Below are 14489 nucleotides of genomic sequence, written 5' to 3' on the forward strand. Positions count from 1 at the left end.
ATTGGAAATAATGACATGACAAAAAGCCAGAAACTCAATGACATAAGAAAAGCCTGCTGTTATTTTTGACATGTTGACCATCGTACTTATTCACCACCTTTACTATTTTTTTCATTGTAGCATATTAGCTGCATACCTGTAAATTCCCATAGTTACAAAGCATTGTATTTTTTTAGGCGTTCACACAAAGTACCCGTATGTAACTCAAAAAGATGATTGTCAAAATCATAAAAATAGATTGAATGGCCTTCACCTGCTATTCTTTCACGTCCAGCTTTAATTTCTAGGCCGAGCTGTTCAATTTTAGATAAATAGATATCATACTCACTTTCCTGTATTTTAAAAGCGACATGATTATACGTTTTGGTAGGCAACGCTTCTCCCTGCATAATAGCAATCCAAAGATCATCTATTAAAAAGAATTTTTCAGCAGCAATTGAAAATTGTTCTTCACCGCTGGAATAAACTTCTTTTGCACCGAAAATTGTTTCAAAAAACAATGTCGCTTTCTTCAGATCGTGAACAATAAAAGTTAAATGACTAAGCATAAGCTTCCTCCAAGTATTCATTAAATAAACGCTTGATAATTATAACAAATTCTACTAAAGATACTTTAAACAAAAAAGCCGGAAGTCTTAAAAGACAAGACCCCCAGCAATTTTTTTAATTTGCTACAATATTAACTAATTTATCTGGAACCACGATGACTTTGCGGACAGTTTTGCCTTCAATAAAAGATTGAATTTCAGCAGCTGCCAAGGCTTTTTCTTCGAGCTCTTGTTTGTCCAAGCCGCGCGCTACATTTAATTTGGCACGTACTTTCCCATTGACCTGAAAAACCACTTCAACTTCTTCTTCAACCAAAGCAGCTTCATCATAAATTGGCCATGGAGCGTTAGTTAAGCTTTCATCATGCCCTAAAATTGACCATAGCTCTTCGCCAACGTGAGGAGCTATTGGTGCTAAAAGCTGTACAAATCCGGCAATATATTCATAAGGCAGGCTGTCTGCTTTGTTTGCTTCATTTACAAAGACCATCATTTGAGAAATAGCTGTATTAAAGTGCAGATTTTCCATGTCCTCGGTCACTTTTTTAACCGTTTGATGATACACTTTCGTTAATTTTCCATCATTAATGGTAGTAATGCGGTCACGAAGCTTGCCGTTTTCATCGACAATTAGGCGCCATACTCGTTCCAAGAATTTCCGGCTGCCTTCAAGACCATTTTCACTCCAAGCAATCGAAGCATCTAATGGTCCCATAAACATTTCATACATTCTTAAGGTATCTGCTCCGTATTTGTCAATGACATCATCCGGATTCACCACATTTTTCAATGATTTACTCATTTTAGCCGGTGCTTCTTCCAAGACTTCGCCTGTTTCGCTGTTGACCCATTGCCCGTCACGCTTTTCAACCATGTTAGTTGGAACAAGTGCTCCGCGGCTGTCACGGAAGCTTTGTCCTAGAATCATTCCTTGATTGAATAATTTTTGGTATGGTTCTTTGGTAGGTACAACACCGATATCGTATAAGAATTTGTGCCAGAAGCGTGCATATAATAAATGAAGTACCGCATGCTCTGCACCGCCAATATAAATATCAACCGGCAACCAGCGCTCTAATTTCTTATAATCGGCTAATTCTTTTTTGTTATGGGGATCGATATAGCGCAAGTGATACCATGAGCTACCTGCCCACTGCGGCATAGTGTTAGTCTCGCGCTTGCCTTTTTTCCCGGTTTCAGGATCGACTACATTGATCCAGTCGGTAATGTTGGCAAGTGGTGATTCCCCTGTTCCGCTTGGTTTGATATCATCTGTTTTCGGCAGACGTAGCGGCAATTCTGACTCAGGTACTGTCGTTGTTGTCCCATCTTCCCAATGAATCACAGGAATCGGTTCGCCCCAGTAACGTTGGCGTGAGAACAGCCAGTCACGTAAACGGTACGTAACCTCTCTTTTTCCGCAATTATTTTCTTCCAGCCATTGGTACATCTTTTCATTGGCCGCTTCTTTGTTTAAGCCATCTAGGAAGCCAGAGTTAATATGGACACCATCGCCGGAATAAGCTTCTTTCGTAATGTCGCCGCCGTCAATAACTTGAATTTTTTCAATGCCGAATTTTTCTGCAAATTCAAAGTCTCTTTCATCATGAGCAGGAACCGCCATTACTGCACCAGTACCATAGCTGCCTAGTACATAGTCGGCAATCCAAATCGGAATTTCTTTGCCGTTTACCGGATTAATAGCGTAAGCACCTGTAAAGGCACCTGTTTTTGTTTTTGATAAATCGGTACGGTCCAAGTCTGATTTTTTACTTACTTCTGCTTGATAGGCTTCAATAGCTGCTTTTTGCTCCGGTGTAGTGATCGTATCAACAAGTTTTAGCTCGGGTGCAAGAACTAGGTAAGAAGCGCCAAATAATGTATCGGCACGTGTAGTAAAGACGGTAATTGTTTCGTCACTGTCTTTCACCTTAAAGGTCACATTCGCTCCTTCAGAACGACCGATCCAGTTGCGTTGCATATCCTTGATATTTTCCGGCCAGTCCACTAGCTCTAAATCGTCCAATAAACGATCCGCATAAGCAGTAATTTTAAGCATCCATTGACGCATCGGCTTTCTAATTACATCATAACCGCCACGTTCACTTTTCCCATCAATCACTTCTTCATTTGAAATAACGGTTCCTAATTCTGGTACCCAGTTAACGGCAACTTCCGCTTCATAAGCTAAGCCGTGTTCATATAGTTTAGTGAAAATCCATTGAGTCCATTTATAATATTCAGGATCTGTCGTGTTGATTTCACGATTCCAGTCATAGCTAAAGCCTAATGAGTTGATCTGACGTTTGAAGGTCTCGATATTTTTTTTGGTAAACTCGGCAGGATCATTGCCTGTATCCAACGCATATTGCTCTGCCGGCAAGCCGAATGCATCCCAGCCCATTGGATGTAGCACGCTATAGCCTTGACTTCTTTTCATCCGCGATAAAATATCCGTTGCTGTGTAGCCTTCTGGATGGCCTACGTGTAAGCCTTGACCTGAAGGATAAGGAAACATATCCAGTGCATAGAATTTTTCTTTATTTGGATCATCATGTGTGATAAAGCTGTTGTGCTTTGCCCAATATTTCTGCCATTTTTTTTCAATTTGCTTGTGATCGTAACTCATTGGTCTTTCGCTCCTTATTTCGATTTGTTTAACAATAAAAAACGCCCTATAGGAAAACTTCCTATAGGACGTATGCTTACTACAACGTGGTACCACCTAATTTCGCTTGTCAAAAACAAGCCTCAGCGTGACAACGGCCGCCGCCGATTCTGCCTAATAAAGCAAAAGCTCGTTCAGCAAAATAACTCAAAGGCGAGTTCGAAAGCTTCTGTACGTATTTTCACCAGCCATACGCTCTCTAAAACATGGTTCTTTCTACTATTCCTTCTCACTGTATTCATCTATTGTGTTCTCATACTACCAAACTTCCTAATGAATATCAATCGTTTTATTTAACTTTTAACGTTTGACCAATGTAAATAATATCACTGGCTAAATTGTTTAGCTGTTTTAGTTTTTGAACGCTGGTGCCGTATTGTTGCGCCAAGCCCCATAATGTATTACCGCTCTTGACTACATGCGTTTTACCGGATTGGCTACTACTTTGACTTGAAGAAGAGCCTGCAGAGCTGTTGGTGCTGCCGCCTTTTTTCACAACTAATTTTTGTCCCGGATAAATGATATCGCCACTTAAGCTGTTCCATTGACGCAGATTCGCTACGCTCACTCCGTTTGCATTGGCTATCGCCCATAGGGAATCACCAGATTTCACCGTGTAAGAAGCACTTGCATTTGAAGCTGAAGTATTGGCGTTATTCGTCGAACCGCTGCTTGTATTGCTTGAGCTGCTTGAACTATTAGAGCTACCAGAGCCTTTTTTAACGATTAGTTTTTGCCCTGGATAAATAATATCGCCGCTTAGGCTGTTCCATTGACGCAGATTCGCTATACTTGTGCCATTCGCATTGGCAATCGCCCATAAAGAATCACCGGATTTTACCGTGTAGTATGAATTAGTTGAGCTTGTATTACTTGAATTATTATTGTTTGATGATGAACTACTAGTATTATTGCTTGAGTTATTTGAATTATTCGAGCTGCTGGCGCCTTTTTTAACAATTAGCTTTTGCCCTGGATAAATAATATCGCCGCTTAAATTATTCCATTGACGCAAGTTTGCTATACTAACACCATTCGCATTTGAGATTGCCCATAGCGAATCTCCAGATTTTACTGTGTAGTACGTATTGGAGCCGCTAGTAGTGTTAGAGCTGCTACTATTGTTATTGCTGGATGAATTATTTGAGCTATTGTTAGTGCTGCTTCCGCTGTTGCTGGTAGAGCCTTTTTTAACAATTAATTTTTGCCCTACATAAATCATATCACTTGAAAGATTATTCCAGCTTTTAATGTTGGCAATCGTTGTACCATACTTAGAAGCTAAAGCCCATAAGCTGTCACCGGCTTTTACAGTGTGGTATGTGTTGGAGCTACTGTTGCTACCAGTGTTTGTATTTGTAGTATTGCCGGTATTTGTATTGCCGCTGTTATTGCTTCCTGAATTACTTCCAGAAGCAGGCGTGTCATATTGTGTTAAGCCATACGATTCAATAATGTTATTCAATTTCGTGCCATAGTTTGGATCAGTGGCATAGCGTCCTGTTAAGCAGGCTGTTGCATCCTTATAAGAGCGCGTATTGCTTTTCCAAGTTCCCGCATAATAATAAACGCCTGATTGGAATGATGTATTTTTTAATACATAGGCATTATCATAAAACGATTCTAATGGTGATGGATACTTTCTAAACGCTGCATCAATATAAACGTTTTGACCATTAATTACTTCCCAGGTTTTCATATAAACAGACTGACCTTGGTAGCTGCCTTTAATCCCAAATAAATTATAATTAGGTGCTGCAGAAAGAGTACTTCTACCCCAGTCACTTTCAAGGATTGCTTGAGCGATCATTACAGAAGCATACAGATCACTAGCGGCCGCTGCTGTGCTGGCATGTCCGGCAATCTCTGAAATAAATGCACTAGGTGTAATATTTCTTGTCGCAGCAGAAAACGTTGAAATGGAAGAACGGGCTTTTAGTTCCGTGGAAGCAGAAGCTTCAGTTGCTTTGGTATCCGTTGTTGCAGTACTGTCAGCTGTTTCAGTCGGCTCTGTACTTTGAATTGTTTCTGATGTATTTGATTCTGATGGCTCTTGTACTTCAGAAGAAGTGTCGCTTGTCGGCTCTTCATCAGCAGTTGTTTGAGTATCAATCGAATCGTTCGAAGTACCCGTTACATCTTGGGCATTCTGTGTATGTGTCGTATCTGAGTAACTGATTTCAGCAGTTGGTTGTTCTTCTGCCGCTTCGGCTATCTTAGGAGCAGCAATTGGAGCGGCAATCGATGAAACTACAACCGCTGAACTAAGGACCGTTGTCCCTTTTTTCAGCTGACCGTAGGCTAGCTTGCTTTGTTCCGCTTTCCTTCGCTCTTTTCTCGATATTCTGTACTTATCCATGATACATCCTCCAAATTTTTCTAAAAAAGTTATCTTTAAGTTATAGTATACCCTTTATTAAAGAAAATTGAAATATTTTTTAATTTAATCTGTTTAAATACTTAAAAATATATGTAAAAAATTTCTTTCTTTATATAATGTTTTTGATTTAAAATAAATTATCCAATTATTTTGCTTATTTTAATGCTAAATAGCTAGTCATTCTAAAGTAAAATACAGCTGTTTTCCACTAGGTCTCAAGTCTGATAGTTCCCTTTACCTTAGGCTGATTTTTCCCTTAAGCTCTTGTTATTCTTCTAAAAAAAAATTATAGTGAAAAGTGTAGAAAACAGGATTGATAGATGAAATGGGGGAAAAAAATGAATAAAGAGCACTTTTTAATTGAATTAAAAATTTACTTAAAACCTCTTTCTGCTCAGCAGCAAATACAAGTCTTAAATAAATACGAAACACTATTTGACGAGCGCGTAGCTGCTGGCGAAACAGAAGAAGAAATAGCTAAAAGTTTGGGTAAGCCTAGAAGCATCGCAGAAGAAATCTTACACGAGTTTGACATATCGGTTCCTGAAAAAAAATTGGGAATTGACGGCTGGCAGGAAATTCCGCCGGCTCCTACTGCTGACTATGATTTTTCCGATAATGCTGCTTATGAACATCCTTATGATGATGCAACGCAAGCCTATGAACGGCCGCAGCATGGTCCTTTTGTCCGCTTTTGCCAAATTATTGGGATTCTTTCATTAAACTTTCTATTAATGATTTGGATTATCTTTGCTATTATTATGTGCTTTTTCGGTGGCTGGCTAGCAGCTCTTGCTTTTCTATTTTCACCTATTTTGGGTGGGGTTTCAGTTTTAGCTGGAATGAATGATGCGTCTATGTTCCAGTTATTTTTAAGTATCTTCCTTTCAGGCGCCGGCATTATTGGTTTAGTGATTTTGGTTCCATTAACGAAATTTTTCGGCAAACTGTTGAAGCTTTATCTGCAGTGGAATATTCGCGTTTTAAGGGGAGAGATTTAATATGAAAAAAACAACAGCCTTTTTTCTAACTGTCGGTGTTTTGGCAATGATTATCGGCGGCATCGGCAGCATAACTTTTTTCCGACGCGCGGAGCATTCTATGACCGAAGTAAAAAAAGAACAATATACGATTAAAAATAAACAAGCCATTAAAGAAGTGCATTTAAATCTTTCTGGAAATGCGGATTATATTAAGGTTTATTCTGATAATTCAAATAAAATCAAACTGAATACTAAGAATTATTTATCTTCCTCTCTAAAAGGTTCTTTATCCGTGAAAGAAGAAAGTGACAAGTTAACCGCGACAATCAAAACGTCGCAAACGAAAAAAGAGCAGGATTTTATTCAATTTAATGTCTTCGATCGTGGCACTAGTACCAGTGTAGTGATTCCGGAGAATACGGAAAAATTAGTGATTTCCGGTGACGCTAGTGGAAACGTTGATCTTTCCGATCTTACTATTGAAAACTTAACTATTAAAATGACGAATGCCGATCTTTCTTTTGGTAATTTGAACGCAAAAGAAGCAACGATTCATAGTGACTATGGTAGTATATCCATTTATGGCGAAGCCAAAATCGAAAAAAGCACCTTTTCAACGAAAAGCGGAGATGTCAGAGTTTCAGATTTCACTTCCTCTAACTGGTCTGTTCTTTCAAGAGATGGAGATATTACATTAGAACGAACAAAAGGGAATGTTAGTATTGAAAGTACAAATGGCGATATTTATACAACGGATATCAAAGGCGAAGCAACTGTTAAAAGTGTCAATGGCGACTTCGAATTGTACGGAACAGAAATTCCCAAAAAACTGGCTGTCGAATTAAAACAAGGAGATATCCAAATTTATCCAGACGAAATCTTGTACAATACAGCTATTACCGCGGAAACTCATATGGGCGACTGCTCTATTTTCGGTAAAAATCGTACAAGCTATAAACAAGGAAAAGAAAGCAATAGTATGAATTTAAAAACAAAATATGGTGATATCACTATTGACGGTCCTTCAGAATATGAAGATGATTAATTAAAAACTTAAAAATAAAGCACTGACTACCATACCTCCGATATTCCTGCGGAAGCGTGGTAGTCATTTTTTGTTTAAACCTTGCTGTTACAAGGTTCAGCGTTATCATTGGGAAAAAATTCTCAGAGCGACTACAATAAAATTAACGTGAATAAATTTAGTCAAAGGAGAATCATTGCTATGAAAGAGATCCCAGAAACAACTATCAAATTAACGGACATTAAAGACCTGTTAAATGCCGGCTATACCTTATTAGGCAAGCTGCGAGAAGAGGTTCAGGCACCTGTTGTCAAAGGTAAGTTCTTCAATCAGGAAATTATCGCTATCTATGGAAAAGAAGCAGCCAAAGTTTTTTACGATCCCAAAAATTTCAAACGCCAAGGTGCTATGCCAAAAATCGTTTTAAAAACACTTTTTGGTGAGGGCGGCGTACAAACCTTGGACGGCAAAGAACATCAGCACCGGAAAAGTTACTTTATGCACTTGATGTCTCCAAATCGAATGGAAGAATATCGGCAGATTTTAGACCGCAATTTATCGGCAGCCTTAACAGAGCAGCACGGTACTTTTGAGTTGTTCGATTTAGCCAAATGGGTCTTTTTCACCTCAATCTGTGAATGGTCCGGTATTAATCTTACTCATATGAGTGAGGCTGAAATCAATGAATTAGCTGATTACCAAATTTCAATGATCAGCGCCACTTCTCCTTCCCTCACAAATCAATTTAAAGGAGTGGAAAATCGGAAAAAATCCGAAAAATGGGCACAAAGCTTAATCAAGGAAGCCAGAGAAAATCCGGTTCCTGAAAAAGCGGACCGCGCTCTTTATACCTTTGCCAATGCGCAAACCTTAACAGGCGATCCTTTACCGATCGAAACAGCAGCGGTTGAACTATTAAACATTATTCGTCCGACTGTTGCTTTAACAGTCTGGGCAGCGCTTATGGGTCACGCCCTTTTCAGTAGAAACGATCTTTACCAGCAATTAAAAGAGCATTTCTCAACCTTACAGGATGCCTTTATTCAAGAAATGCGCCGTTACTATCCATTTTTTCCAATGCTGCCGGCGATTTCATTGCGCGGCGTTGAAGTAGATGGCTATGCCATTCCTAAAGATAGCTGGGTAGTTTTGGATCTGTATGGTTCCGATCATGATCCTCGGACGTTTGAACAGCCGGATTCCTTTATGATTGATCGTTTTGTTGGGCGGACAAAAGAGATTTCATATGACGAAGAATATGAAATGATCGCTCAAGGCGGCGGCGATTTCCGCAGCATGCACCGCTGTGCCGGCGAATGGATTACCCTGCATAGCTTACGAGTATTTTCCGATCAGCTGGTGAATCACTTTACTTTTTCAATTCCAGAACAGGATTGGGAAGTTCCATTAAATCAGTTTCCAACTTTCCCGAAAAGCAAGGCGCTTTTATATAAGGAATAAGTCTTTCTCTCGTTTGCTTAATGAACAATCGTACTATTGGGAATCCTTTTGTTCCAAAGGTATACTGCATACTAACAACTATAAAATAGGAGGTTCACACAATGCGAAAAGATACGTATTTGATTACAGGTGCCGGCACAGGCTTCGGCAAAGGTATTGCTTTCGGTTTAGCCAAAATGGGCGAGTCGGTCATTGCCGGAGTGGAAACAATGTCTGAGGTTTCTGCTTTAAGAGCGGAAGCGCATGAGCAAGGGCTTAAGCTGCAAATTGAAAAATTAGATGTCACAGATCCTGTTGACCGCAAACGAGCTTGGACTTGGGATGTGGATGTTTTACTTAATAATGCCGGTATTTCTGAAGGTGGTTCGTTGGTAGATATTCCCGAAGAACGCTTACGTAATCAGTTTGAGGTGAATGTTTTCGGTCCTATTTTACTTACGCAAAAATTTGCTAAAAAAATGGTAAAGAAAAATCACGGGAAAATTATTTTCATGTCTTCTATTTCCGGTCTAATGGCTGATCCACTGTCTGGACCTTACGGCGGATCCAAATTTGCCTTGGAAGGCTTCGCAGAATCTTTAAGCAGAGAATTACAGGAATTTCATGTGCAAGTGGCGCTGATTAATCCGGGTCCTTATCTGACCGGCTTCAATGACCGCGAATTTGAAGCATGGCGTTTATGGCAGGATGATCCGGCTGAACGACTATTTGATTATGAAATGCTGGCTTTTCCTTATGAACAATTTAAACCCGATAAATTAATCGAAGAAGCGATTAAAGTAGTGACTGGTGAATCAAATGATTACCGAAATGTTATTCCAAAATCAATGAGTCTGGTAGCTAAAGCCAGACAGAAAGAGCTTTGGGAAAGAAAAACAACGGATGAACTGGGCCAGCGACATGCCTTGGTGCAAAAATCGCTGGACATTGAACCGGCTACTCGCCCTGTCGAGGGTCTGATTAATAAAATTAAAGATACTTTATCGGATTAACATTTAGCATTTACTTCAGAGTAAGGAGCAAACACTATGACAGAGCCTATTTTAAAAGATCCAAGAACGTTATATAAAACAGAAAAGGTGTCTACGGAAGATGAACAAGCACCAGCACTGCAAAGTACCATGCCGGTTACTGTGGACTGCGGGGAAGAAAGCTATGAGGGCAGTCATCAATTAGAAAACCGTCGGGTGCTAATTACAGGAGGCGATTCCGGTATTGGCCGTGCGATTGCCATTGCATTTGCACGTGAAGGTGCTGATGTTGCGCTGCAATTTTTACCTGATGAACAAGAGGATGCGGAAGAAGTTGCTGAATATATCGAAAAAGCCGGACGCAAAGCAGTCTTACTTCCTTTTGATTTTTTGGGTGAAAAAGCACCGGAAGAATTGATTGAACAAGCAGTGGCACAGCTGGGCGGATTAGATACCTTAATTTTAAACGCTGCTCAACAGGTTGCTCAAGAATCGCTTGCTGAATTACCAATCGATCAGGTGAAGGATACCTTCCAAGTCAACATTATTTCGATGTTTGCTTTAGTAAAAGCGGCAGAATCCCATTTACCGCCGGGCGGGACAATTATTACGACAACGTCCTTACAATCGTTTAATCCAAGTGAAAATATTATGGATTATGCAGCGACCAAAGCGGCGATTACCAGCTTTACGATTAGTCTTGCTAAGCAGCTGGCGAAAAAAGGCGTCCGCGTAAATGGCGTGGCACCCGGTCCTATCTGGAGTCCGCTTCAGCTTGAAAAAGGGCTGCCGGAAGGTGCCCTGAAAGTTTTTGGCGAAGATACCTTGCTGAAGCGTGCCGGTCAACCGGTAGAATTAGCTCATGTTTATGTCTTTTTAGCCTCCAACAAAGCCAGCTATATTACTAGTCAAATTTATGGTGTAACCGGTGGCGAAGCGATTAATTTATAAAAAATAAGACGAATAAACGTGCACAGCAGCGAAAAAAATGCGCCAATTTTTTCGCTGCTGTGCTCTTTTATTGTATTCTTTTTAATTGTTCTTAATGATTTGATGTTATAATAACCCTTACTTGAATTTGAAAGGAATTATCATGAAGAATAAATTATACTATCAATTTGCTGGAAGCTGTTTTTTAGTTGTGCTAATGTTTTTAGGCTATGTCGTTCGTTTTTATCCTGAATGGCTTACGGGGTTTGACCAGACGATTACCACTATTGTGCGGACACCATATCCAGCTGCGAACTCCTTTTTTATCTGGTATACTAAATTTGCAGATCCTTTGACCGTTGCACTGATCACACTGGCCGTAGCCTTTGTTTTATTTAGAGGAAAATACTATGCAGAAATGCTTTGGCTGCTGATTAATACAGCGCTGATTGCGGCTTGTGTGAATCCTTTACTGAAACTCTTTTTTATGCGAACACGTCCGACTTTAGATCATTTAGTGGCAGAATACAGCTATAGCTTTCCCAGTGGGCATTCGGCTGGGAGTGTCCTTTTATATGGTACATTCATTTTTTTACTGCCCCAATTTGTTAAATCGGCAAAGCTGTGTTTGTCTTTACAAATTTTACTTGGCATAGGTATTTTCATGATTGGCATCAGCCGAATTTATGTCGGTGTTCATTACCCGAGTGATGTTCTGGGCGGCTTCAGCTTCGGTCTAGCTTGGCTGTTGATGTCTTATCCGATTTATTTAGAAAAACGCTTTGTCTGGCGCTTCAAAAATAAACAAAAATAGAAAGAAGAATGTTTGTGTCCCCTTTTATTTATACGGAAGATCCGAATAAACGGTATCATACTTGGAATTATGCACTGCGGCAGCAGTTTGGCGGGAAAATTTTTAAAGTACCGCTGGATGGTGGTTTTGATTGCCCGAATCGTGACGGTACAGTAGCTAAGGGTGGCTGTACGTTTTGTAGTGTTTCAGGTTCAGGCGATATGATTGTTGCGCCGCTTGATCCTTTACCGATTCAGTTTCAAAAGGAAATTCAAATGATGCACAAAAAATGGCCTTCAGTCGCTCAGTACATTGTGTATTTTCAAAATTTTACCAACACGCATGCGCCTGTCGACATCATCAAGCATCGCTTTGAACAGGTGGTAAATGAAAAAGGTGTTGTCGGGATTTCCATCGGCACACGTCCGGATTGTTTACCGGATGAAGTAGTAGACTATCTTGCTGAATTAAACGAGCGCTATTATGTCTGGGTAGAATTAGGGCTGCAAACGACCTATGAAAAAACCAGTCAGTCAATTAACCGAGCGCATGATTATCAAACCTATTTAGAAGGTGTTGAAAAACTGCGAAAGCATAACATTCGCGTTTGCGCACATTTAATTAATGGGCTACCTGGAGAAGATCTGGACATGATGCGGGAAAACGTTCGCCGAACCATTCTTGACTCTGATATTCAGGGCATTAAGCTGCATCTCCTTCATCTTATGACAAATACACAGATGCTGCGCGATTATCATGAAGGACGACTTCAATTAATGTCTAGAACAGATTATGTGAACGTCATTTGCGATCAGCTAGAAATGATCCCGCCGGAAATCGTAATTCATCGTTTAACCGGAGATGCTCCTGCAGATACCTTAGTGGGACCGATGTGGAGCTTAAAAAAATGGGAAGTGTTAAATGCAATTGATGATGAAATGAAACGCCGCGACAGCTATCAAGGTAAATTTGATGTTCGGAAAAAGGAGGTCATTTAATGCTGACAACGGCTCTTCATTTTAGCCATACGCTTTTAAAGGAAATCGTTCAAGTAGGTGATACTGTGGTTGATGCAACGATGGGCAATGGTCACGATACTGCTTTGCTTGCTGAGCTGGTCGGTCGTACAGGGCAGGTCTATGCCTTTGACGTTCAAGAGCAAGCGGTGCAGGCTACTAAACATCGTTTACATGAATTGCATTTGTTAGGGCAGACAACCTTACTGCAGCAAGGACATGAAACTCTTGGACAAGTTATTCCTGATACAACAGATATTCGTGCGGCGGTATTTAATTTGGGTTATTTACCAAAGAGTGATAAGCACATTATTACAAAGCCTGACACAACTAAAAAAGCCTTGGAAGCTCTTCTGCCAAGGCTACGCCCTAAAGGACGGATTATCTTAGTCGTTTATTATGGTCATGAAGGCGGCGCAGACGAATTGTCACTCGTGAATGATTATTGTCAGCAGTTGCCTCAGGAAGCTTACAATGTGCTGACCTATCAATTTATCAATCAACGCAATCAGCCGCCCATTTTATTTTGTATTGAGAAAAAGCCTTAAAAAGTGGCCAAAAGTCAGATTGCTCGAACCTAAACGACTTTTGGCTCAACCTCTTTCCGCTAATAGTTAATCCAGTGGCAGCCAGGCCAATACCTTTTGAATCCAAGCATCCCAGAAAATCCAATTATGATTTCCCGGTCCTGTTTCAAATTGATACTCAAGCTGATTTTTCTCAAGTGCCGCAGCCATATTTTTATTGGCGTGTAAAAGCATGTCTTCTTCCCCGCAGCAGAGATAAATTTTTGGTGCTTGCTTTTTCTCATCAACCAACTGCTTTAATAAATACATTGGATCATTCACAGAGCCCGGTACTTTTTCCAATGGACCAAAGATACCTTCCCAATAAGCTTTGCCGCGAAGAGCTAATAAATCCTCTACTCTGCCGGCTAAATCTACTGCACCGGATAAAGAAGCTACCGCGCCAAAATTTTCTGGCCTCGCTAAACCTAACTTTAAAGCGCCATAACCACCCATGGATAATCCAACAGCAAATGTTTTTTCGCGCTTCGTCGTTAATTGTGGAAATAGCTCATGACAAATTTCCGGCAGCTCCTCTGAAATAAACGTCCAATACTTCATATCATAAGTGGTATCTGTATACCAGCCAAGATCCGTTGATGGCATAATTACTGCCAACCCTAAATCCGCTACATAGCGTTCAATAGAGGTACGTCGTTGCCACACACTATGATTACCGCCCATTCCGTGAAGCAGATACATAACAGGCACATCGGTTAACTGACCCTTTGACGCTGTTCCAATCTTTTTCTCGGTTCTTTGAGGTAAAATAACATCCATTAATACCTCCATTTCTAACACATTCGAATAAATATTTGCTTGTAATAAAGCCACACAGCATCCTCCTTTTCTATCTGCTCTTATTGTAGCACTAAACACCAGAATTGAACGAATAAAAAAAAGCCCGGACAACTATTCGTCCGCGGCTTAAAATGGGATAAGCGGCAGAAACCGAAGCAGCCCTTTCAACACCAATAAGTTCGGGGTTTGCTGGACTCCATCGTTCGGTTCCTGCCGCTCAATTAGGAGGAGTTAAAAATGAAAAATGTTTTGCTTGATAAGTTGTCTTTTCTTGGTATGTTTCTATCATACTAAGAGACTATGAACTTTTTATGGCAAAAATTCGTCTTAATTACGTTCTTTTTATAA

Annotated in this window: 12 protein-coding genes, 2 pseudogenes and 1 other annotated feature; of the genes and pseudogenes, 8 read left to right on the top strand and 6 right to left on the bottom strand. The window is 40.2% G+C overall.

The features are described from left to right. Window positions 1-152: 152 nt before the first annotated feature. The 5 genes and pseudogenes from fosX to ABH902_RS13015 form a co-directional block, all read right to left on the bottom strand. Window positions 153-548, bottom strand: a complete 396-nt coding sequence (gene fosX / locus ABH902_RS12995; RefSeq protein WP_404591381.1) for a FosX/FosE/FosI family fosfomycin resistance hydrolase — start codon at window positions 546-548, stop codon at window positions 153-155. Between the two features lie 115 nt (window positions 549-663). Next, a complete protein-coding gene (gene leuS, locus ABH902_RS13000) occupies window positions 664-3177 on the bottom strand; it encodes a leucine--tRNA ligase (protein WP_404591383.1) in 2514 nt (837 codons plus the stop codon). A 61-nt stretch (window positions 3178-3238) separates the two neighbouring features. Next, window positions 3239-3458: a binding site (T-box leader), on the bottom strand. A 47-nt stretch (window positions 3459-3505) separates the two neighbouring features. Then, entirely contained in the window at window positions 3506-3829 is a 324-nt protein-coding gene (locus ABH902_RS13005) for a LysM peptidoglycan-binding domain-containing protein (protein ID WP_404591429.1), read from the bottom strand. A gap of 117 nt (window positions 3830-3946) precedes the next feature. Next, window positions 3947-4051, bottom strand: a pseudogene (locus ABH902_RS13010) (LysM peptidoglycan-binding domain-containing protein); the annotation flags it as partial. Window positions 4052-4180: 129 nt separating this feature from the next. Beyond that, window positions 4181-5575, bottom strand: a pseudogene (locus tag ABH902_RS13015) (LysM peptidoglycan-binding domain-containing protein); the annotation flags it as partial. A 359-nt stretch (window positions 5576-5934) separates the two neighbouring features. Here ABH902_RS13015 and ABH902_RS13020 point away from each other — a divergent pair. The 8 genes from ABH902_RS13020 to ABH902_RS13055 all read left to right on the top strand — a co-directional run bounded on the left by ABH902_RS13020 (window position 5935) and on the right by ABH902_RS13055 (window position 13322). Beyond that, on the top strand, window positions 5935-6597 hold the full coding sequence (locus ABH902_RS13020) for a DUF1700 domain-containing protein (protein ID WP_404591385.1): 663 nt from the start codon (window positions 5935-5937) through the stop codon (window positions 6595-6597). Window position 6598: 1 nt separating this feature from the next. Beyond that, on the top strand, window positions 6599-7624 hold the full coding sequence (locus ABH902_RS13025; RefSeq protein WP_404591387.1) for a DUF4097 family beta strand repeat-containing protein: 1026 nt from the start codon (window positions 6599-6601) through the stop codon (window positions 7622-7624). A 180-nt stretch (window positions 7625-7804) separates the two neighbouring features. Then, the gene (locus ABH902_RS13030) at window positions 7805-9064 is read left to right on the top strand and encodes a cytochrome P450 (RefSeq protein WP_404591389.1); all 1260 of its coding nucleotides are present in this window, start codon (window positions 7805-7807) and stop codon (window positions 9062-9064) included. A 101-nt stretch (window positions 9065-9165) separates the two neighbouring features. Continuing rightward, a complete protein-coding gene (locus ABH902_RS13035; RefSeq protein WP_404591391.1) occupies window positions 9166-10056 on the top strand; it encodes an SDR family oxidoreductase in 891 nt (296 codons plus the stop codon). 36 nt (window positions 10057-10092) lie between these two features. Continuing rightward, window positions 10093-10986, top strand: a complete 894-nt coding sequence (locus ABH902_RS13040) for an SDR family oxidoreductase (protein ID WP_404591393.1) — start codon at window positions 10093-10095, stop codon at window positions 10984-10986. A gap of 142 nt (window positions 10987-11128) precedes the next feature. Then, entirely contained in the window at window positions 11129-11779 is a 651-nt protein-coding gene (locus tag ABH902_RS13045; protein ID WP_404591395.1) for a phosphatase PAP2 family protein, read from the top strand. 14 nt (window positions 11780-11793) lie between these two features. Further along, window positions 11794-12756 carry a TIGR01212 family radical SAM protein gene (locus ABH902_RS13050; protein WP_404591397.1) on the top strand — a complete coding sequence of 321 codons (963 nt, stop codon included), beginning with the start codon at window positions 11794-11796 and terminating at the stop codon, window positions 12754-12756. Further along, entirely contained in the window at window positions 12756-13322 is a 567-nt protein-coding gene (locus ABH902_RS13055) for a class I SAM-dependent methyltransferase (RefSeq protein ID WP_404591399.1), read from the top strand. The genes ABH902_RS13050 and ABH902_RS13055 overlap by 1 nt, the downstream gene beginning before the upstream one ends. Before the next feature lie 66 nt (window positions 13323-13388). Here the strand turns inward: ABH902_RS13055 and ABH902_RS13060 are convergent, their stop codons facing one another. Next, window positions 13389-14174, bottom strand: coding sequence for an alpha/beta hydrolase (locus ABH902_RS13060; RefSeq protein ID WP_404591401.1), 786 nt, complete (start codon window positions 14172-14174; stop codon window positions 13389-13391). Between the last annotated feature and the right edge of the window lie 315 nt (window positions 14175-14489).

This window comes from Enterococcus sp. UD-01 (assembly GCF_044909655.1).
Taxonomy (GTDB): Bacteria; Bacillota; Bacilli; order Lactobacillales; family Enterococcaceae; genus Enterococcus_L.